The sequence below is a fragment of the Undibacterium sp. TJN19 genome (genome assembly GCF_049339485.1).
Lineage (GTDB): Bacteria > Pseudomonadota > Gammaproteobacteria > Burkholderiales > Burkholderiaceae_D > Undibacterium.
The window spans coordinates 194,914-214,750 of sequence record NZ_JBMPPL010000004.1 but is presented as its reverse complement, the minus strand read 5'-3'; the positions used below and the strand labels follow the sequence as shown (position 1 = coordinate 214,750).

The 19,837-nt window shown below is 51.1% G+C and carries 16 protein-coding genes; 6 read left to right on the top strand and 10 right to left on the bottom strand.

All coding sequences use genetic code 11. The features are described from left to right. Positions 1-279 precede the first annotated feature (279 nt). Complete coding sequence (locus tag ACO0LH_RS14490; protein ID WP_422941811.1) at positions 280-1,887, top strand: response regulator; 1,608 nt, start codon at positions 280-282, stop codon at positions 1,885-1,887. A 263-nt stretch (positions 1,888-2,150) separates the two neighbouring features. Here the strand turns inward: ACO0LH_RS14490 and ACO0LH_RS14485 are convergent, their stop codons facing one another. From ACO0LH_RS14485 to ACO0LH_RS14475, 3 genes are all read right to left on the bottom strand, one after another. Beyond that, positions 2,151-2,573: a response regulator gene (locus tag ACO0LH_RS14485; protein WP_422941810.1), complete on the bottom strand. Its 423-nt coding sequence runs from the start codon at positions 2,571-2,573 to the stop codon at positions 2,151-2,153. 440 nt (positions 2,574-3,013) lie between these two features. Next, complete coding sequence (locus tag ACO0LH_RS14480) at positions 3,014-4,975, bottom strand: PAS domain S-box protein (protein WP_422941809.1); 1,962 nt, start codon at positions 4,973-4,975, stop codon at positions 3,014-3,016. A 415-nt stretch (positions 4,976-5,390) separates the two neighbouring features. Continuing rightward, on the bottom strand, positions 5,391-6,485 hold the full coding sequence (locus ACO0LH_RS14475; protein ID WP_422941808.1) for a hypothetical protein: 1,095 nt from the start codon (positions 6,483-6,485) through the stop codon (positions 5,391-5,393). Positions 6,486-6,733: 248 nt separating this feature from the next. Between ACO0LH_RS14475 and ACO0LH_RS14470 the strand changes: the two genes are divergently transcribed. Further along, on the top strand, positions 6,734-7,336 hold the full coding sequence (locus tag ACO0LH_RS14470) for a hypothetical protein (RefSeq protein ID WP_422941807.1): 603 nt from the start codon (positions 6,734-6,736) through the stop codon (positions 7,334-7,336). A 125-nt stretch (positions 7,337-7,461) separates the two neighbouring features. Here ACO0LH_RS14470 and ssb read toward each other — a convergent pair whose 3' ends face one another. After that, entirely contained in the window at positions 7,462-7,956 is a 495-nt protein-coding gene (ssb, locus tag ACO0LH_RS14465; protein WP_422941806.1) for a single-stranded DNA-binding protein, read from the bottom strand. A 34-nt stretch (positions 7,957-7,990) separates the two neighbouring features. Continuing rightward, the gene (locus ACO0LH_RS14460; protein WP_422941956.1) at positions 7,991-9,175 is read right to left on the bottom strand and encodes an MFS transporter; all 1,185 of its coding nucleotides are present in this window, start codon (positions 9,173-9,175) and stop codon (positions 7,991-7,993) included. A gap of 213 nt (positions 9,176-9,388) precedes the next feature. Here ACO0LH_RS14460 and uvrA point away from each other — a divergent pair, with 213 nt between their 5' ends. From uvrA to ACO0LH_RS14445, 3 genes are all read left to right on the top strand, one after another. Further along, positions 9,389-12,331 carry an excinuclease ABC subunit UvrA gene (gene uvrA, locus ACO0LH_RS14455; RefSeq protein ID WP_422941805.1) on the top strand — a complete coding sequence of 981 codons (2,943 nt, stop codon included), beginning with the start codon at positions 9,389-9,391 and terminating at the stop codon, positions 12,329-12,331. A 159-nt stretch (positions 12,332-12,490) separates the two neighbouring features. Next, entirely contained in the window at positions 12,491-13,063 is a 573-nt protein-coding gene (gene pth, locus ACO0LH_RS14450; RefSeq protein WP_422941955.1) for an aminoacyl-tRNA hydrolase, read from the top strand. After that, positions 13,060-14,163 (top strand): patatin-like phospholipase family protein, encoded by a 1,104-nt coding sequence (locus ACO0LH_RS14445; RefSeq protein WP_422941804.1) that lies wholly within the window; start codon positions 13,060-13,062, stop codon positions 14,161-14,163. The genes pth and ACO0LH_RS14445 overlap by 4 nt, the downstream gene beginning before the upstream one ends. A gap of 3 nt (positions 14,164-14,166) precedes the next feature. On the opposite strand, the gene ACO0LH_RS14440 is transcribed toward ACO0LH_RS14445, so the two are convergent. The 5 genes from ACO0LH_RS14440 to ACO0LH_RS14420 all read right to left on the bottom strand — a co-directional run bounded on the left by ACO0LH_RS14440 (position 14,167) and on the right by ACO0LH_RS14420 (position 17,982). After that, a complete protein-coding gene (locus ACO0LH_RS14440) occupies positions 14,167-14,769 on the bottom strand; it encodes an ACP phosphodiesterase (protein ID WP_422941803.1) in 603 nt (200 codons plus the stop codon). A 46-nt stretch (positions 14,770-14,815) separates the two neighbouring features. Then, entirely contained in the window at positions 14,816-15,037 is a 222-nt protein-coding gene (locus ACO0LH_RS14435) for a hypothetical protein (protein ID WP_422941802.1), read from the bottom strand. A gap of 2 nt (positions 15,038-15,039) precedes the next feature. Then, the gene (locus ACO0LH_RS14430) at positions 15,040-15,504 is read right to left on the bottom strand and encodes a hypothetical protein (RefSeq protein WP_422941801.1); all 465 of its coding nucleotides are present in this window, start codon (positions 15,502-15,504) and stop codon (positions 15,040-15,042) included. A 13-nt stretch (positions 15,505-15,517) separates the two neighbouring features. Further along, the gene (locus tag ACO0LH_RS14425; protein ID WP_422941800.1) at positions 15,518-16,441 is read right to left on the bottom strand and encodes an SPFH domain-containing protein; all 924 of its coding nucleotides are present in this window, start codon (positions 16,439-16,441) and stop codon (positions 15,518-15,520) included. 227 nt (positions 16,442-16,668) lie between these two features. Beyond that, positions 16,669-17,982: an MFS transporter gene (locus tag ACO0LH_RS14420; protein WP_422941799.1), complete on the bottom strand. Its 1,314-nt coding sequence runs from the start codon at positions 17,980-17,982 to the stop codon at positions 16,669-16,671. 105 nt (positions 17,983-18,087) lie between these two features. Between ACO0LH_RS14420 and ACO0LH_RS14415 the strand changes: the two genes are divergently transcribed. Next, positions 18,088-19,773 carry an SgrR family transcriptional regulator gene (locus ACO0LH_RS14415; protein WP_422941798.1) on the top strand — a complete coding sequence of 562 codons (1,686 nt, stop codon included), beginning with the start codon at positions 18,088-18,090 and terminating at the stop codon, positions 19,771-19,773. Positions 19,774-19,837: the final 64 nt, after the last annotated feature.

Here is a 19,837-nt window from a genome sequence, read left to right as displayed (position 1 = left end):
GATAGCATATGTTGCAAAAAAACATTGTCTCGCTTTTTTTGCAAAAAGTTTGACTTGAAGTGCTCTGATGCCATCAGGCCGCATCAATTTAGCAGTGCAATAAGAGTGAAGGCAGCTTAAAACCCTGCAAACAACTTTTCAGCGATATTCAAGCATTTCCTTCCCGTCAAATAGGATACGGTGCCATAATTTACTTCAAATTTAAAGATTTGTGACAATTCAATATTTGTATAATAATAAAAATGTCTCCAACTGGAAACGGTACAGGCGAGGAAACCAGTGCAAGCAAAATATAAACCCAAGATTCTGGTGGTCAACGACGATACGGCGAGCTTGTTTGCCTTAAGTGGGTTGCTCACGACCTGGGCAGATGAAAACGAATGTTCAGTGGTAACCGCTAAATCTGGCGAGGATGCGCTGCGTCATGTACTACAAGATGACTTTGCCGTGATACTTCTCGATGTCAACATGCCGGGCATGGATGGATTCGAAACTGCCGAGGCGATACATAAGCGTGCCCGTTCGTCTTCCATACCGATTATTTTCATTACAGCCTTCCTGGCCGACGATCTGAATAAATTAAAGGCGTATCAGCAAGGTGCGGTTGATTATCTTTTCACGCCCATCATTCCCCAGGTTCTGCAAGCCAAAGTGGCTGTGTTTGTTACGCTTGCAAAAAAAAATCTGGAATTGAAAGCGCAAACAGAGGCTCTCGGTCTGCGTACAATCGACTTGCAGACTGCAAATGAAAAACTTCAGCGCGAAATAAAAGAACGAAAAATAGCCGTTGAACAAAATGAAGCGAAAGATAAATTCCTGGCGATGCTGGGTCATGAGTTGCGTAATCCTTTAAGCGCCATCACCAGCGCAGCATCCATCATTGGATTCCCGGGCGCTAAAGCAGACAGTGTAGAGCGCGCAAAGAAAATCCTCTCAAGGCAATCTCAGCATTTGACACATATCGTCGATGATTTGCTGGACTTGGGGAGAGTCATGTCTGGAAAAATCGTACTCGACAAGATGGCTGTCAACCTTGGGGAAGTTATCATTTCCTGCCTGGACAGCCTCAGAGCCAGCAGACCGGTCGACAGTTATCAATGGCATATTGACCCTATCGAAACCTGGATAGAAGCAGACCCAACTCGCGCAGAACAAATCATTACTAACTTGCTGGACAACGCCGTAAAATACACCCCCATTGGCGGAACCATCACTATCAGAAATACACATTCAGACGGCAAAGTGAGCCTGTTGATCACTGATTCTGGAATAGGTATTGCAAAAGATTTACTACCACGTATTTTTAATGTGTTTGTCCAGGGCGAACATTCTCTGGATCGTGCCAAAGGCGGTCTTGGCATAGGTCTGGCTTTGGTAAAACAACTGGTCGAATTGCATGGGGGTGACATACTAGCCCATAGCGAAGGTGAAAATCTTGGCAGCACTTTTTCCATCATATTGCCCCAGGCTTTACAGAGCAAACCCTCAACCGAACATAACGAAATCCGAAGACTGGAGACCGGCAGAAAGCTCCTGCTCATTGAAGATAATGAAGATGCCCGTGAAATGACCGCTCAGTTACTGAAAGCGCAAGGCTTTGAAGTTCTTGAAGCGGCAACGGGTGTTGAAGGCATCATCCTTGCAAAGGATGAGAAGCCTAGTATTGCCCTGATCGATATTGGCTTACCGGGTATGAACGGCTATGAAGTGGCTCGGCGCTTACGTAGTGATAAGCACACCAGCGGCATGTATTTAATCGCATTGACTGGTTACGGGCTCAGAGAAGATCATATACTGACAGCGGAAGCTGGCTTTGACTCCCACTTTGTAAAGCCTTTGAAACTCCAGCAACTCCTGCTAACTATCGAGAGTTTACAAGTTGCGTGAGACAAACCCGGCGACACTTGGCAGTACTTAGTAACTGCCACAGGCTTAGCAGAATTTGCAAACCCTTCGCACTCCTTACATAATCCCCTTTGTAATCGCCTTTAATTCTTCGCGTGAAGCTGAAGAGCTGCACTGGTCTGAAATAAATATTTTCATAGTCATCTGATCCCGGCACACACAGTCAATTTTGCACGGGGGCGGATTTCTCTGCAATTGAACTAAGCGCAAATATGCGTCATAAATGACAAGTGCTTTCCTTGATATTACTGCGCTGAAAATCCATCAAGCAAATTTTTTATCTGACTCAGCTCATATGGCTTGACTAACATATGGCAGGGGAAATTGACATAAGTTTGGATATGGGGGCCATGACCGGATGAAAAAATAATATGCATATCAGGTGCATCTCGTGCGGCTTGCTTTCCCAATGCGATCCCGGACATTTTGGGTAAATTGATATCCGTCAACAGAACGTCAAAGCGTTCTTGCAGAAGTAGCTCCAAAGCCATTTCCCCGCTTGCAGCAGGGGTGGGGGAGTGACCTATCAAATCCAGCATTTCGCACAGCATTTCCAGCAAATCCTGATTATCTTCAACCACCAAAATACGCAAGCGCCCACCTTCTCCCCTGTTGTCTTTGCTGGTGATGTCAGTCTCTTGTCTTTCGTCGGGAATTGGATTTTTCATTATTATCTATCTATGCTAAAAACAGCCTGCTTCTACAGTACAAAGTCTACAGTGCACAGGTACATGCGGATCATGTACACCTGCTTGCTCCATCGCAGCTGTTTCATTATTTTTATGGACTACTCAGTCAAGTCTTCCAAACTGCAATTTTGCGTTTAAATATTTTCGCAGCTCTTTTTATTTTTTAAACTTTGTATCAAAAACACATAATCAGAATCGTAAATGTAAATAGTGCAAAACCGTAGCAGTACACTCCCAAAATGGCGTAAGTCAATTCCTACAAATTGCGCTGAACATGCAAGCACCTGTGTGATGACGACGAGTGTTATCGTAAGTCCATTTTTATTAATCTGGCTTAACGTTCTGTGGCGTAAGATGATCAAAAAATTTTTGTGGCAGCATAAAAATAAACGGTAACGTAACCACAAATTCGATTACATTTAACGCTGAATACTATTTGTGATCACCGACCTGATCTTACGTGCCAGCGCTTCGCGGCTATATGGCTTGCCCAGCAATTCGACACCTGCGTCCAGGCGCCCTCCATGTACGATGGCATTTTGCGTATAACCGGAAGTAAACAATACTGCCAAGTCCGGCAACAATTCGCGCGCTTTGCGTGCCAGTTCAGGGCTTCGCAACGGCCCGGGCATGACGACGTCAGTAAACAATAAATCAATCTTGACACCAGCCTCAATGATGGCGAGTGCGCTCTGCGCATCGTCAGCATGTAATACTTTATATCCCAGGGCCGTCAGCATTTCAATTGCGGTATGACGAACCTGCTCATCATCTTCTGCGACCAGAATAGTTTCAGTCCCTCCAACAATGTTCTCCACAGTCTGTATTACGACGCAATTTTCGAGTTCTGTTGAACGAGGGAAATAGAGTTTCACCGTGGTACCGTATCCCGGTTCGCTATATATATTGGCATGGCCACCTGACTGCTTGACAAAGCCATACACCATAGACAAACCCAAACCAGTGCCCTTGCCTTCGGGTTTGGTTGAGAAGAAAGGTTCAAATGCCTGCGCTACAACTTCTGACGGCATGCCTGAACCAACATCAGACACTGCCAGCATGACATATTCACCTGCATTGACTTCTACATGAGCGCGTGCGTAATTTTCATCCAGCACAGCATTGCTTATTTCTATGGTGAGCTTGCCGACTGAATCCATGGCATCGCGCGCATTGACTGCAAGATTAAGTAAAGCGTTTTCGACTTGAGCGACATCGACAAAGGTATTCCACAAATCGTCAGCCAGAATGGTTTCGACCTCGATAGTCTCGCCCAGGCTGCGCTGTAGCATATCCTCCATCTCAAGCACAAAACGACCAATATTGACGACTTTGGGATCAAGCGCCTGGCGCCTTCCAAATGACAATAAATAACTGGCCAGCTTCGCCCCGCGCCGCACACCAGCCAGTGCATTGGTAACACGCTTTTCTGCACGCTGGTTACCCGCAATCTCAGCAGAGAGTAATTGAAGATTACCTGAAATTATCTGTAACAAATTATTGAAATCATGGGCTATCCCGCCAGTCAATTTCCCTATTGTTTCCATCTTCTGCGCCTGTTGCAAGGCTTGCTCGGTCTGCTTGAGCGCAATTGCCGCTTTATATTTTTCGGTAATATCCCTGGTCACCTTTGCATAACCGACAAATTCATTGATTGCATTGTAAATAGGATCGATCACGACATGCGCCCGGAATTTACTTCCATCGTTCCTCACGCGCCAGCCTTCCTGTTCAAAACGACCTTCAGTCCTGGCTGTCAATAACGCGCGTTGCGGTACCCCGTCTTGCTGATCTTCATCGGTATAGAAACGGGAAAAATGCGTACCAACAACCTCCTCCTGCCGATAACCCTTGATACGCTGGGCACCGGCATTCCAGTTACTGACATTACCTTCTTTGTCCAGCATGTAGATCGCATAGTCAGTCACCCCTTGCACCAGCAAACGGAACTGTTGCTCGCTCAGGCGCAATGCCTCTTCCGCTTTCCTGCGGTCAGTAATGTCCCTGGTAATTTTTGCGAAACCCAGTAATCGACCATTTTCCCGGATAGCGTCTATGATGACATTTGCCCAGAAATAGGAGCCATCTTTGCGCACACGCCAGCCCTCGGTCTCATAACGCCCCTCTGTTTCAGCAGTCTGAAGTGCGAGAGCAGGAATACCGGCTTTCTGGTCTTCTGGCGTCAGGAATTGGGAAAAATGTTGGCCGATGATTTCTTCTGAAGTATAGCCCTTGAATTTCTGTGCCCCTGCGTTCCAGCTCACTACGCGACCATCAGTGTCCAGCATATAGATTGCGTAGTCAGTGATTGCATTAACCAGCAACTGGAAGCGTTGTAGATCAATCAGTTTTTTATCATCAGGGAGGTTTCTGCTGGACATTGGCTCATTCCACGGTACAACAACTTTGTATTGGCTAGCGCGCATCAATCGTATGTTCTACAACGAATAATACATGGGTATCGTAGCTCGGCGGCGCCTTAAACCAAACAACGCCGCATTGCCGCATTATCATCCAAAAACTGTTGCAGCTTACAAAGAATGCGACTATAGCGTCGGACAAGCTTGTGAATTGTACGATAACGTACTGAGAAGCCGCTTTTTGCGATGAAGACCCAAGCCTGGCTGGACACGCAATCCTGCTTATATTGATGAGTCCATCTCGCCATTGATCTCATTCCGTTGGCGTTACCAAGCCGTGTCAACTGGTCGCTTACCAACAGCAGGCAATGGGCTATCCTGCGTAGCCCAAGTCGTTAGAACGCGTCTACAGTCTGGCGAATGAAACTCCCGATACTCATGTCGACACTTCATAGCTGTCAGGTCCATCAGGCAATACACTCAAGGCGGCGATCACGGGTTCCTTCCATGGGCTGGGTAACCGATGCGGTTGCGCCATGCGGTCCCGATACCGCTCTACCCGGCCTGGCCAATCGGGCGCACCAATATACTTGGCCAAAGCCAGAGTAGCCAGGCTCGGCATGAGTCGCACGGGATAAGCTTCGGCGTGGTCGTCACAGTCCAGCAAACCTGAAGCCATTTTGCAGGCGTCCAGTAGCGGCAGTAATTCCACGTCTAGCATGTCGACGTACAACTGGCACCATTGTTGCAAGTCCTGCGGGTAGAAGAGCTCGCACGTAGGCCAAGGATCGAATCCAGGTACAGGAATAGCGAATTGCTGCATGGCTGTACAAGGCCCTAACAGCAAAGAAACTGACGTCTGTGGTGCAACGATTTGGGCCAATTCCGCCGGTAGATCCAGCTCCAGCACAGCCCCCAGACTGAGATGTATCCCAGAGGTCTGACGCAATATGATGTGAAGTATCTGCTCGCCTGCCGGTGTTTTACGCCGGAAACTGACGCCACCATGTTCGACCTTGTAACGAAACCCCAGAGGCTTGAGCTGCGCCGCAACGATAGTCTTGAGCGCGGCCTTGGCAATGGTCGGCGAAAGCGACTCAAACACCGCTACCTGCGGGGCGACTGCACTACGCTCGCTACGCCCCTCACTACCGAGCACACCGCCATCAGGCAGAAAGACCTGCCCCGCCTGATCATCGTAGACAGTCAACCCCAATGCCATCGCGGTATCGATCAGCACAGGCAAGAGCACGTCAACACCATCTTGGTAGACAGCCATGCTATAGACGGCAGTGTCAGTGATGCCATCTGGCCGGAACTCAACCCAGGCACCCGGCTCGCCGCGTGAATCTACCGTGCTACCCTCGGCACCGCCGACTTCGACTGGAAATCGCTGGATCAATGCATTTGCCAATTCAGCGAACTTGGTATTGGGTGGTGCCAGCGTAGCGCTCAGGTGTTCATGCAGCGCCAGGGCAGTCTTCAAGGTGTCGGGGGCAGCATGCTCCCAAATATGAATAACGTAGGTCATCGCAGTGGGTCGAGGGAAAAATGTTCCCCTGATTATACTACTCACCACTATAGAGTCTTTGGCGGCGCCCTGTTGTTTTTAGCAACACTGCGATTCGCTGGATGGATTGCTTCTTTCCTGATCAAGGCTTAATCAAGGGCTGACACGGTGTCTGATAGACTATTGATCGATGCAAAAGCGCCGAAATGGTTTAAGGATGTAAAACGATTCAAACCAATCGCCCCACAGATCATTATTTTCATCAATGTATGATTACAGCAGAAGACGCTCAGGCAATCATTCTTCGCCGTTGCCATCAAGGCAGAAAAAACAATGGAGAAGATGAATTTGTAATTCAGTCTTGCGAGCTTTCACCCCGCAAGGATTATTGGGTCATTCGTGCGAATAGTGCCGACTTTGTCATCCGTGGGTTGATTGAACATTGCTATGTCGGCGTCAATGCGCATTTGGTTGATATTCTTACAGGGGAAGTGGAAACCATAGGCAGCGCCCAGAGTTTGCAAAATTATTTGGAGGATAAGTATGATCTGATCAATGCCAAAGGAAATTCCTACATCCTCCGCCCAGGCTTCGACATAAAAGACAAAAGCGCGTTGATCAATCTAAGGCAAAAACTGGAATGCAGATTACAGGACGTCATCTCCATGACATCTCCCGACAACAACTTTTGGTTAACAGGGACATTTCGCGTCTTAAGCGAAGTTAAAAAATTGCTGGAAGCAGCCGATATCAAAGTAAATATTGAACTCCATTCCAATTTACGGGGTGCAATTGAAATTGATGAGCGCGCGTGGTATTTCGACGCAGTCAAAAAACATCTGCAACGTCGTCTCTGTATAGAACAGAAGTAATTTCTTTTTAGAGAGTGACTTGATCCTGGCCTTGAAGGGATCAGCTAACAACACGAACACAAGTAACAAAAAACCCACTCCTCATAGAGAAAGTGGGTTTTTTTACATTCTAAATAAACTTGGGATCAAAACGGAATATCATCATCCATATCCGAGAAATTAGGTGCCGGGCGGGAAGCTGGTGCCTGGCGTTGCTGTGGGGCTGCCTGTGGGCGTGGTGCTGGTGCGCCGCCTCCACCGCCACCGCCGTAACCTTCATCCATCGGTGCCCCGCCGCCCATGCCCTGGCGGCTGCCCAGCATTTGCATGCTGTCGGCCTTGATGTCGGTAGCGTATTTCTCCACGCCATCCTTGTCGGTGTATTTACGTGTGCGCAGGCTACCCTCGACATAGACTTGCGAACCCTTTTTCAGGTACTGACCGGCGATTTCTGCCAGTTTGCCGAAGAAGGTGATGCGGTGCCATTCTGTCTGCTCTTTCTTTTCGCCGGTGGCCTTGTCTTTCCAGCTGTCGGTGGTCGCCACAGTAATGCTGGTCATGGCATCACCACTGGGCATGTAACGTGTTTCGGGGTCGCGCCCCAGATTGCCGACGATGATTACTTTATTCACTGATGCCATGTAGTTTCTCCTGATTTTCCTGATACAAATTGATTTAAGCCTGAACCGGCGACGCTTTCTTGCTGCGTTTCGCCACGTCCGGCATGTTGATAGCGATTATAAGCCACACTGCTGTTAACAAGGCACTTAAGACAAAAACTGAAGATGGATTCAAGGCCTGTTTTAACCAGCCACCGATGGCTCCACCACAAAACAAACCTACCGCCTGCAAGGTGTTATAAACACCCAGCGCCGCGCCTTTGGCGGCTGGTGGGGCGATGCGTGACACCAGTGAGGGCTGACATGCTTCGAGAATATTAAAGGCAATGAAAAAAGCAAACAGCAAGCCTACCAGCATGGCTGGGGATTGCAAGTATTGCCAGAAACCAATTTCAACGACCAGCAATAAAGAAATGGCCCCCACAAAGACCTGTTTCATCTTGCCATATTTTTCACCGATGAAAATTGCCGGCAGCATGGCGATAAAAGAGGCAAACATGACGGGCAAGTAGACTTTCCAGTGGGCGGTGACGGGCAAATCGGCATATTGCACCAAAGCGGCTGGCACGACGACGAACATCGCCATCTGCGTCAGGTGCAGGGCAAACACGCCATAGTTCAGGCGCATCAGTTCGCGGTTTTTCAGGATGACGGACAAGGCTACCGGTGCATGCCTGGCTGCGGGTGCATCAGGGGTGACAAACAAGACAACAACAATTGCCAACAGCGACAATATACCGGTCATGGCAAAAATGCCGCCCATGCCTATGCTTTGATACAGCAGCGGCGCGGCCACCAGCGAAAAAGCAAACGTCAGGCCAATTGAGCCACCCACCATGGCCATGGCCTTGGTGCGGTGCTCTTCTCTGGTGGAATCGGCGATCAAAGCGGTGATGGCGGCAGAAATTGCACCTGCCCCCTGTATCGCACGGCCTATGATGACGCCGACTACCGTTGTTGCACCAGCAGCAACAAAAGCACCGATCGCGAACAGAATGAGGCCAATGACGATGATACGCTTGCGCCCGTATTTGTCAGACGCGATGCCAAATGGTATCTGCCCGAAAGCCTGGCTCAGGCCGTAAATGCCCATTGCCAGGCCGACCAGACTGCTGTTGTCGCCATCGGGCAAAGTTTTTGCATGAATGGCAAACACTGGCAAAATCAGAAACAGGCCCAACATACGTAAGGCGAAGATGGATGCCAGCGACGCACCAGAACGCAATTCATCACGACTCATGCCCGCCGGGTCGCGCTCGTTCTGTTCAGACAGGCTGTTTGCCTGAGAAGATGTTGCAATAGTCATATTCAAAAACTCGTCAAATCAGTTGAAGCAGATTCAACAGCAAACACGAGTCCGGGGTAATTTTCAAAAACCCGTTATAGTATCAGGTTGCACGCCTGTATCCTTTACATTCGGCCCAAAATTCAGTTCAAAATCAGCGCACACAACATGACGACACGTACTAAAAAAGCCACGAAAGCATCCAAACCCGCCGAAATCGAATTCGATGGCGGTGATCTTCAGCTTGCCCAGAAGCGTGAGTTGATACGCGTACGCGGTGCACGCACCCATAACCTGAAAAATATCAATCTTGATTTGCCGCGCAACAAGCTGGTGGTGATTACCGGCCTGTCAGGCTCAGGCAAGTCATCACTGGCGTTTGATACCCTGTATGCCGAGGGGCAAAGGCGTTATGTTGAATCCTTGTCCGCCTATGCGCGGCAGTTTTTGCAATTGATGGAAAAACCGGATGTGGATCTGATCGAGGGTCTGTCACCGGCAATTTCGATAGAACAAAAGGCCACGTCGCATAATCCGCGCTCTACCGTGGGTACAGTCACCGAGATTCATGATTACCTGCGTTTGCTGTATGCACGTGTTGGCACGCCGTATTGTCCTGATCACCCGGAAAACCCTTTGGCGGCACAATCGGTCTCACAAATGGTGGATGCCGTGCTGGCCATGCCGGACGACACCAAGCTGATGATACTTGCACCTGTCGTCGCCAACCGCAAGGGCGAACATCTGGATATGTTTGAACAGATGCAGGCGCAGGGTTTTATCCGCTTTCGCGTACAAAGCGGCACGCATGACGCAAAAATCTATGAAGTCGACAACCTGCCCAAGCTGAAGAAAACCGAGAAGCACACCATTGATGTCGTTGTCGACCGCGTCAAGGTCAAGGCCGATATCAAGCAGCGCCTGGCGGAATCATTTGAAACCTGCCTGCGCCTGGCCAATGGCCGTGCCCTTATCGTCGATATGGACAGCGCTCATGAGCAATTGTTCTCGAACAAATTTGCCTGCCCGACTTGCGGTTATTCATTGCAGGAACTGGAACCACGCCTGTTCTCGTTCAATAACCCCATGGGTGCCTGCCCCGAATGCGATGGCCTGGGACATATAGAGTTTTTCGACCCGAAACGCATCGTCGCCTTCCCTAACCTGTCGCTCGCCAGTGGTGCAGTCAAGGGCTGGGACAGACGCAACCAGTTTTATTTCCAGATGCTGTCCAACCTGGCAGCGTTTTACGAATTCGATATTGATGCACCGTTTGAGCAGTTACCTGAATCAGCCCAGCAAATCATTTTGTATGGCTCGGGCAAACAACAGGTGCCGTTTACCTATATCAATGAAAAAGGCCGCACTGTCATCAAGGAACACAGCTTTGAAGGCGTGGTTACCAACCTGCAACGCCGTTATCGCGAAACCGATTCAATGGCAGTCAAGGAAGAACTGGCAAAATTCATCAATGAAAAACAATGTCCTTCATGTGAAGGCGCACGCCTGCGCATAGAGGCGCGCTATGTGAAGGTGGGGACAGGCAAACAGGAAAAAGCCATCTACGATATCAGTGCCATGCCCTTGCGCGAAACCCTGCACTTTTTTGAACACCTGAAACTGACAGGCTCGAAGCGCGATATCGCCGACCGCATCACCAAGGAAATCACGGCACGCCTGACTTTCCTGAATAATGTCGGCCTCGACTATCTGTCACTGGAACGCAGCGCAGACACTTTGTCTGGCGGCGAAGCCCAGCGCATACGCCTGGCATCACAAATTGGTTCTGGCCTGACCGGTGTCATGTATGTACTCGATGAACCATCGATAGGCCTGCATCAGCGTGACAATGACAGGCTGATCGACACACTCAAGCATTTGCGCGACATTGGCAATAGCGTGCTGGTGGTTGAACATGATGAAGATGCCATACGCTGTGCCGATTTTGTCGTCGACATGGGTATTGGTGCCGGTGTGCATGGTGGTGAAGTGATCGCCCAGGGTACGCTGGAAGACATCATGAGCAATAAGCGTTCATTGACGGCGCAATACCTGAGCGGCGCACTGGAAATTGCCGTCCCTAAAAAACGCGCCAAGGCTGATCCTGCCAAGCAATTGCTGATCGCCGGTGCACGTGGCAACAACCTCAAAAAAGTATCGATGAAATTGCCGGTGGGCTTGCTGACCTGTGTGACCGGGGTTTCTGGATCAGGCAAATCCACACTGGTCAATGACACGCTTTACCATGTCGCTGCGCGTCATTTGTACGGCTCACAAACCGAACCGGCGGCATTTGACCATGTCACGGGCCTTGAACATTTTGACAAGGTGATTTCTGTCGACCAGGCACCGATAGGTCGCACCCCACGCTCCAACCCGGCGACGTATACCGGTCTGTTCACACCGATACGTGATCTGTTTGCTACCGTGCCGACCGCAAAGGAACGCGGTTACAGTGCTGGCCGTTTCTCTTTCAACGTCAAGGGCGGGCGTTGCGAAGCCTGTCAGGGTGATGGCGTGATCAAGGTAGAGATGCACTTCTTGCCAGACGTGTATGTGCCTTGCGATGTCTGCCACGGCAAACGCTATAACCGCGAAACCCTGGAAGTGAAATACAAGGACAAGAACATCAATGAAGTGCTGGGCATGACGGTGGAAGATGCCCATGAGTTCTTCAAGGTCGTGCCCATCATCGCGCGCAAACTGCAAACCCTGCTGGACGTGGGCCTCGGCTATATACGCCTGGGGCAAAGCGCCACTACCTTGTCTGGTGGTGAAGCGCAACGTGTAAAACTGTCGCTGGAATTATCCAAGCGTGATACTGGCCGTACCTTGTACATACTGGATGAGCCGACGACGGGCCTGCATTTCCACGACATCGCCTTGCTGCTGAAGGTCATCCACAGGCTGCGTGACCAGGGTAACACGGTGGTCATCATTGAACACAACCTGGATGTCATCAAGACAGCAGACTGGCTGATAGACCTGGGGCCTGAAGGCGGCGCTGGCGGCGGCAGGATTATTGCCACCGGCACGCCAGAAGAAGTCGCCAACAACCCTGACAGTGTGACCGGCAAATACCTGTTGCCTTTGCTGAAGAAAGCCAAGTAAGTAATTTTTGCCACACTAGACTGGCTGTGTTTTCCCTGGGAAGACACAGCCATTTTCTTTGGTAAATTCATGGTCAAAAAGTGGCTTGGTTATAATAGCGTCCAAGCAAAAAGCATGACAGGCATGGGCCTGGAAATGCGACAACCCGTATTAGAATATATGAGCATACGCCTGATCGTCGGGCTGGGTAACCCCGGCCCTGAATATGAACTGACCCGTCACAACGCCGGTTTCTGGCTGGTAGACCAATTGCCAGCCAGCCTGCAAAGAGACAAAAACTTTAACGCCCTGGTGGGCAAGACCCGCATCGCCAATCAGGAAGTCTGGTTGCTGGAACCGCAAACCTTCATGAACCGTTCTGGTCAGTCGGTCGGGGCGATCTGCCGTTTTTACAAGATCACGCCTGACCAGGTGCTGGTGGTGCATGATGAGCTGGATATGCTGCCCGGCGTCGCCAAGCTGAAACTGGGCGGTTCATCTGGCGGCCATAATGGCCTGAAGGATATAACAGCCGCGCTGGGCACGCAGGATTACTGGCGGCTGCGCATAGGCATAGGTCATCCGCGTACGCTGAACCTGCAACAGGGTGTCGCAGACTTTGTCTTGCACAGGCCGCGCAAGGAAGAACAGGTACTGATAGAAGAATCACTGAACAAAAGCCTGGGCGTGTTACCCTTGCTGGTGGAAGGTAAATTCCCTGAGGCCATGATGCAACTGCATACGACAAAATGAGTTCGGCGATACAAATCCATGCGGGCAGGAAAGCCTTTGCGCATATACGTCAGCATGGCTTGCGCGCGCAGGATGTGGCGATCATTCCGGCAGCCGCTGGTGGTCCCAAGGGTTTGATCCTGCAAGCACTGGACCAATGGCTGTTTGGCGAGTGGCTGCCTGCGGCACCGCGTGAACGCACATTGATAGGCGCATCGATAGGTGCGTGGCGCATGGCAGCCGCCAGCCACGCCGACCCGGTAGCTGCGTTCAAGCGCCTCGGTGATTTGTATTGCAATCAGCGTTATCCCGAAAAACCTTCGGCCAATTATGTGACGAAGGAAATCCAGCAACTGCTGCACGCCTTTATCGGCGGCCATGAAAACGAAGTCGTACAAAACCCCTTGCAGCGCCTGCACTTGCTGGCAGGGCGTGGGCGCGGCATGTTGCAGGCTCCCAAAACCGAGCGCCGTGCCAGGGCTGGTTTTGTTGCTGCCACCTTTGCCAACCTGGCATCACGCACACGTTTGTCCGGGCATATGGAACGTGTCGTGATTGGCGACAAGCGTGACCCGCTGTTCTGGCTAAAAGCCAAGTTCGATGGTTTTCATACCCATTTCTGTGATTTGACGACAGATAACCTGGCCCCTGCTCTGCTGGCGTCCGGCACGCTGCCGTTGATCATGCAACCGGTGCAGCACATCCCGCATGCACCTGCTGGCAGTTATTGGGATGGCGGTATCATTGATTACCATCTGGCGCTGCCGTATTCACGCATCACTGGCAACAAGGATGGCGACATTGTGTTGTACCCGCATTTTACCGATCATATCGTACCGGGCTGGCTGGACAAACCCTTGCCCTGGCGTCGCGCCGGGCTGGGCAAGAACCGGGGCTGGCTGGATAATGTGGTGATGGTTTCACCATCTCCCGCCTTCCTGAAAACCCTGACACGCGGCAAACTGCCTGACCGTAAAGACTTCTTTTATTACGGGACGAATCATGATTTCCGCATACAGAACTGGCAAATCGCCATTGCCGAAAGTGGCCGCCTGCGCGATGCCTTTGCTGATTTTGTGATGGACCCGGACATGACAAAAATCAAGCCGCTGAATTTCTGAAGACTAAGCAGGGAATTGTTCGATTTGCTGTCTTTGCAAAGCGGCAAAACGGATCAGGTCAGGAAAGAAAACCTGGAAGCCATCGGAGATGGCATCATAATTTTTTTCCAGATCGACAATACCTTCACATAGCAAATGACCGTTCCTAGACAGGCGGCGCGAAACACGGCGTATCGTCAGATCGACACCGGCAAAGTCATGATAAGACCCCAGCCAGTCCTGGCTGATCATATACGGCAAGGCCTTGCGCAAGTTGTCTGGCAGCAGTTGTTCATGCTCAAGCAGCGCCGCATAGAAGCGGCTTATCAATTCGGTCTTTGGATTAACTGCATATTGCAGCCAGTGCCTGCTCAATACATGGTCATAAAACACATCCAGCAAAATACCGGCATAACGCCGGTATTGCGGCTGGAATAAAGTTCTGGCTTGCAGGACGACGGCGTGGCTGTCGGTATAACTGTCAACCTTGCGGTGCAGGATGATGTCGTTCCTGATCTGCGGCGCATACAGGCTGGTTTCTTTGGCTTTGACAAAATCACCGAGCAAGGCACCAAGCATGGCCTGATCACTGTGTTGAGCCAGAAATATATGGGCAAGATAATTCATATTGTCGCCCGATTCTAAAGGCTTTTACATTTCTTCGCTGACTGCTTCAGGCTTTCTGGTCGGGTACTTCGCTGTCGCTGTCGTTATCACGTGCATCCTGTTGACCCGGTGGTGGCACATGCCGCCCACGCTGCTGCAAGGCTTGCCTGAGCAAATACTCAACCTGGGCATTGGCACTACGCAGCTCTTGCGCCGCCATGCGTTCGATCTCGTTCCACAATACTGGATCGATACGCAAGGGGAAGGATTTTTTTCCTGGGCTGGCCATTACTATCGCACCACATTGGGCGCCAGGCGCGGCAACAGATAGCTGAGCAGGCGTTGCGGGTCTTGCGTACCCAGACGCAGCGAAGTGCCATTACGCAGGGTGATGCGGATGGCGGCATTGCCACTGGCGTTATACAACATGCCTTGCGAGGTCTTTTTGATACCGCGTCCCTCTATCCATCGGGTAGTCGTGGCACCTGCGGTGGCGATATCAGCCAGTGCCACATTCCATGCTGGCCAGCCAAACAGACCAAAGCTCCAGCGCAGATGTGTAGCATCAATACTGAGGGTCATGCGGCCGAGCAGCGTTAAAACCAGAAGATTGACCAGCGGTGCAATCAACATCAGTCCCGTATCGATATGGACACCTGCCAGTAACTGCGTCCCCAAAGAAAACAGGGTAACCAATGGCAGGATGATCCAGATCATGACTATCCATTGTCTTTCAAGATAAACAGGATGTTCCATATTCTTCTCAGGTTTAATTATACAAAGTACCGGTATTGATGACGGGCTGGGTTTCCTTATCTGAACACAGCACTACCAGTAAATTGCTGACCATGGCCGCTTTTCTTTCATCATCGAGTTCGCAGATCTTGCGTTCTGACAAACCCTGCAGGGCGGCTTCCACCATGCTGACTGCACCGTGTACGATTTTCTTGCGTGCGCTGATGATGGCTTCTGCTTGCTGGCGGCGCAACATGACCTGGGCAATTTCTGCGGCATAGGCCAGATGGGTGAGTTTGGCGTCTTCAACATCAATACCGGCGGCGGTAAAGCGATTATGCAATTCTGCGCGCATGGCACTGGCAACGACATCCATACCGGCACGCAAGGTGGTTTCACCTTCTGCCAGGTCTTCACCATCATCATAAGCATACTGGGTGGCCAGGTGACGCAAGGCGGCTTCTGCCTGGATGGTGACAAATCTTTCGAAATCGTCGACATTGTAAATCGCCAGCGCCGTATCCTGGACACGCCAGACGATGGCCGCACCAATTTCCACCGGATTGCCGCGCTTGTCATTCACTTTCAACGCTGCGGTATTGAGCGTACGGGCGCGCAGGCTCAGCTTGCGTGCCGAGATAAACGGCAAGACCCAGCGCAAACCCTCGCTACGGTCCGTGCCTTTATATGCGCCAAACAAAGACAAGAGCGCAGCTTCATTCGGTTGCAGCATGTATAAGCCAGTGAGTACAAAAATACCCAGCACAACCAGGCCCAGGCAGAGCAGGACAGAAATAATCTCCGGTTCACCCGGACGGCCCAGTACTGTGACTACCCTGTATATACCAAAGGCAATCAATAACAAACCGACGAAAATCATGGCGTAACCGTCTAGCGATGGGCGAACACGTTCTTGTATTAATTTTTTCCCGCTCGCTGACAATTGGGTAGTACTCATACATTCTCCTGATAGATGGCACTTTGAAATCAAAGTGATATCACTTTAGGATGTGCGCAGAAAAATGTCAAGGTCATCTGATGTGCATGTTTTTTTGATCATTAATCTGAAAACAGTGCCGCATAAAAAAACCCGGCCAATCTCGCCTGAGATGGCCGGGTCAAAAACTGGTATGCACATCTCTGCCCATACCGGTCATGGATTGATGAAGCAAAAAAATCGTGGCGTCAATTTAGTGGGAACAACGTTTTCACCCGGTTTGTCGCCAGTTCCTGGCTGGCAGCATGCATCGCGGTTTTTGTTGCGGAGACAGGTTTGGCTGTAATGGCAGTTTCCTTCTCCGTTTTACCGGAAAGATTCGTCACCACAGACTTGACGTGCGTGCCCGCGTAATACAACAGGACGCCCAATGAGGCCGACGCAATCAATACCCAGAACATGACGGCACCAGAAAAATGTGCGAGCAAAAAACCGCAAATGATGGGGTTGAATGCCGCCCCAAAAGTCGACAGGCTCTGCGCACCAAAATAACTGCCACGCTTGTCGGCTGGTGCAATCATGTCGATGAACATATATTCAGACGGGATGACGATCACTTCACCCAAAGTAAAGGCCACCGTCGCCAATACCCAGGCCAGCACACTGGCAGCATGCATGAAACCCAGCAAACCAACGATATACAGAGATGCCCCTAATGTCACCCAGCGGAACAGATGTTTCTGGTGAATGAACTTGCCTATCGGGTATTGCAGCACGACCACGCCGATGGCATTAGTCATGAGAATATATGGCACCAGCCTGGCAGTTTCCTGCACGCCCTGCGTGAGGATCAGGTATAGCGACAGGTAACCTGAAACAAAGCGGCCAAATACGAAAGAAGTCAGCACGCTACCCAGGGTGAACAAGATCAGTCGCCTGTCATTTTTCAGGTCGATGAGCGTGGTTTTAAAACCGGCCTTGGCGGGCGCACTTTCTGTGGCCGCATGTACTGGAGTCGATTTCTGGTACCCAACCACTTGTGAAGCCAGCAGCGAGAACATGGCGGCTATCCACAAAGGTGCGGCGACTGAATAGGCGAAAGCAGATGCACCGATCAAAGGCCCTATCGAAAACGCCATGTTGATGAGCATATAGTTCATGGAAAATGCGCGTGGCCGTTCTGCCGCGGGCAACAGATCAGCGAGCATGGCTTTCAGTGAAATGCCTCGCAAAGTCAGTGCCGCTTCAATGCAGGTCAGTGCCAGCAAGGCAGCCAGCGCATGGGCAGAAACAGATACCAGCGCAGAACACACCGCCACCACCATGCAGGCAATCATCATCAGGCGACGTTTGTCGATGCGGTCTGCCAGGTAACCGGCATACAGACCAAACAGGGTCGCGAAGAAAATGCTGCCGCCTAAAATCCAGCCGATTGCCTGTTGACCCAGACCGAGTTTTTCTGAAAGATAGAGCGCCATGAAAGGCAGGGCAACGGCACGCCCCAGAACAAATACGAAGGAGCTCAGCAACAGGCGGATAACGGTAGATGGGAAGCGCAACATCATTTTCCTTTTCGCGGCAATATCAACAAATGTCGATGAATGACAGTATCGGGAAAAAAGCAGAAACAAAAAATGGATATAATTTAAAAAAATTTTTCCCCTTTTATGAAACTCCTTGATCAATACCGTCGCTTGCATGCTTTTTTGCAAACCCATGCGCAACAACCAGGTTTGCCAGCGCTGGCGCAAGCCATGCATTGCAGCGAACGCAATATGCGTAACCTGCTGGCAAAAATGCAGCAGCGCGGCTGGCTGAACTGGCAGGCAGGACGTGGCCGTGGCAATCATTCGCAACTGGATTTATTGCAAACCCCCGACAGCCTTGCACTTGATCATCTGTCTCATCTGCTGGCACGCGGCGACCTTGAGCAGGCCTTTGCCAGCCTGGAAGATGGCCAACGTCAGCAACTGGCGGCACGCCTGCCGGAATATCTGGGCGTACCCGACAGCGCCTGCCGCAGCCTGCGCATGCCGCTGTTTCGCAAAGTAGAAAGCCTGGACCCGCTGAAAGTGCATGGCCGCCTGGAAGCGCATCTGGCACGCCAGATATTTTCACGCCTGACCACATTTGATCACCAGCAGATGCGCCTGCAACCCGCCATTGCCCATCACTGGGAAAGCGAAAACAATGCGACCATCTGGCATTTCTGGCTGCGCCCCGGCCTGAGTTTTCATGATGGCGCAGAGCTGGGGGTGGAAGATGTGCGCGCCACCTTCTTGCGTCTGCGTGACCAGTCATTCACTTACAAGGCGCTGTACCAGCATTTATTGAATGTGGACACCGGCCCTGGCCAGCGCATCAGCTTTTACCTGAGCAGGCCAGATCATTTATGGCCGCATTGCGTGGCGACTGCCAATTCTTCCATCGTGCCACGCCAGCGGCATGCGGACTTTGAACGTTTTCCCATAGGCAGCGGGGCTTTTCGCCTGATACGCAATAATCCTTATCAACTGACCTTGCAGGCTTTCAAGGATTATTATCGTGAACGCCCGCTGCTGGATGAAATCGATCTGTGGATGCTGCCACCACCTTCCGGCCCTTCCGGCTTTGATTTGCAATTCGGTTATTCAAACGAAGACTGCAACAAGAAAGAAAGCCTGGTCGGTGCAGAATCAGGTTGCACTTACATGATCTGCAATCCCAGGTGTCATCTATTCAAATCGGCAGAACAGCGGCTGGCCTTTGCCGACTGGCTGGCACCAGATACCCTGTTTGACAAAAACGGCCCGGCGCGGCGACCCGCCGTCGGCATGCTGTCGATATGGAAACACCGGGTTGCCAAAGCAAACAAGCTCAACCCTTTCAAACCAGGTAGCAAACTGCGCATGGTCAGCGGCCAGACCAAGGAAATGCTGATGCTGGCGCAGGCGATCAAGGACAGGCTGGAAGCCGCAGGCCTGCAAGTGGAATGGCGCACCTTTCCCGTCAATGAATTGATTGCGCGAGAGTGGCTACCCGGCACTGATTTGCTGGTGACCCGCGAAGTCATGCATGATGACCAGGATTTTGGCTGCTATGAATGGTTCGCTGCCGATAGTGTGTTCCGGCGCTGGATGCCAGCATCAACAGCGGCGCAGATGGACAGGGATCTGCAAAAAGTCCAGGCGCAGCCAGACAGCCAGAAGCGCATGCGCGCCTATGCCCGCATCGGCAGGCAACTGGTACTGGAAGGCTGGGTCATCCCGCTGTCACATGAAAACCAGCAAGTCAGCATTGCGCCACACGTGGCCGGTGTCAGGATGACACCGTTCGGTTTTGTTTCTTTCAATGAATTATGGCTGCGACGCTGACAGACATCCCTGGAACGCATTGTCACGCTGACACCCCGCGCCTGCACCATCAGTGTGCAAAGCA

Bases quoted from the DNA above. Each gene is read 5' to 3' on its own strand.
- ACO0LH_RS14415 (WP_422941798.1), top strand. From the start codon at position 18,088: ATGAAACTCCTTGATCAATACCGTCGCTTGCATGCTTTTTTGCAAACC.
- ACO0LH_RS14480 (WP_422941809.1), bottom strand. From the start codon at position 4,975: ATGTCCAGCAGAAACCTCCCTGATGATAAAAAACTGATTGATCTACAA.
- ACO0LH_RS14485 (WP_422941810.1), bottom strand. From the start codon at position 2,573: ATGAAAAATCCAATTCCCGACGAAAGACAAGAGACTGACATCACCAGC.
- ACO0LH_RS14440 (WP_422941803.1), bottom strand. From the start codon at position 14,769: ATGAATTATCTTGCCCATATATTTCTGGCTCAACACAGTGATCAGGCC.
- ACO0LH_RS14475 (WP_422941808.1), bottom strand. From the start codon at position 6,485: ATGACCTACGTTATTCATATTTGGGAGCATGCTGCCCCCGACACCTTG.
- ssb (WP_422941806.1), bottom strand. From the start codon at position 7,956: ATGGCATCAGTGAATAAAGTAATCATCGTCGGCAATCTGGGGCGCGAC.
- ACO0LH_RS14430 (WP_422941801.1), bottom strand. From the start codon at position 15,504: ATGGAACATCCTGTTTATCTTGAAAGACAATGGATAGTCATGATCTGG.
- ACO0LH_RS14470 (WP_422941807.1), top strand. From the start codon at position 6,734: ATGATTACAGCAGAAGACGCTCAGGCAATCATTCTTCGCCGTTGCCAT.
- uvrA (WP_422941805.1), top strand. From the start codon at position 9,389: ATGACGACACGTACTAAAAAAGCCACGAAAGCATCCAAACCCGCCGAA.
- ACO0LH_RS14420 (WP_422941799.1), bottom strand. From the start codon at position 17,982: ATGTTGCGCTTCCCATCTACCGTTATCCGCCTGTTGCTGAGCTCCTTC.
- pth (WP_422941955.1), top strand. From the start codon at position 12,491: ATGAGCATACGCCTGATCGTCGGGCTGGGTAACCCCGGCCCTGAATAT.
- ACO0LH_RS14460 (WP_422941956.1), bottom strand. From the start codon at position 9,175: ATGAGTCGTGATGAATTGCGTTCTGGTGCGTCGCTGGCATCCATCTTC.
- ACO0LH_RS14425 (WP_422941800.1), bottom strand. From the start codon at position 16,441: ATGAGTACTACCCAATTGTCAGCGAGCGGGAAAAAATTAATACAAGAA.
- ACO0LH_RS14445 (WP_422941804.1), top strand. From the start codon at position 13,060: ATGAGTTCGGCGATACAAATCCATGCGGGCAGGAAAGCCTTTGCGCAT.
- ACO0LH_RS14435 (WP_422941802.1), bottom strand. From the start codon at position 15,037: ATGGCCAGCCCAGGAAAAAAATCCTTCCCCTTGCGTATCGATCCAGTA.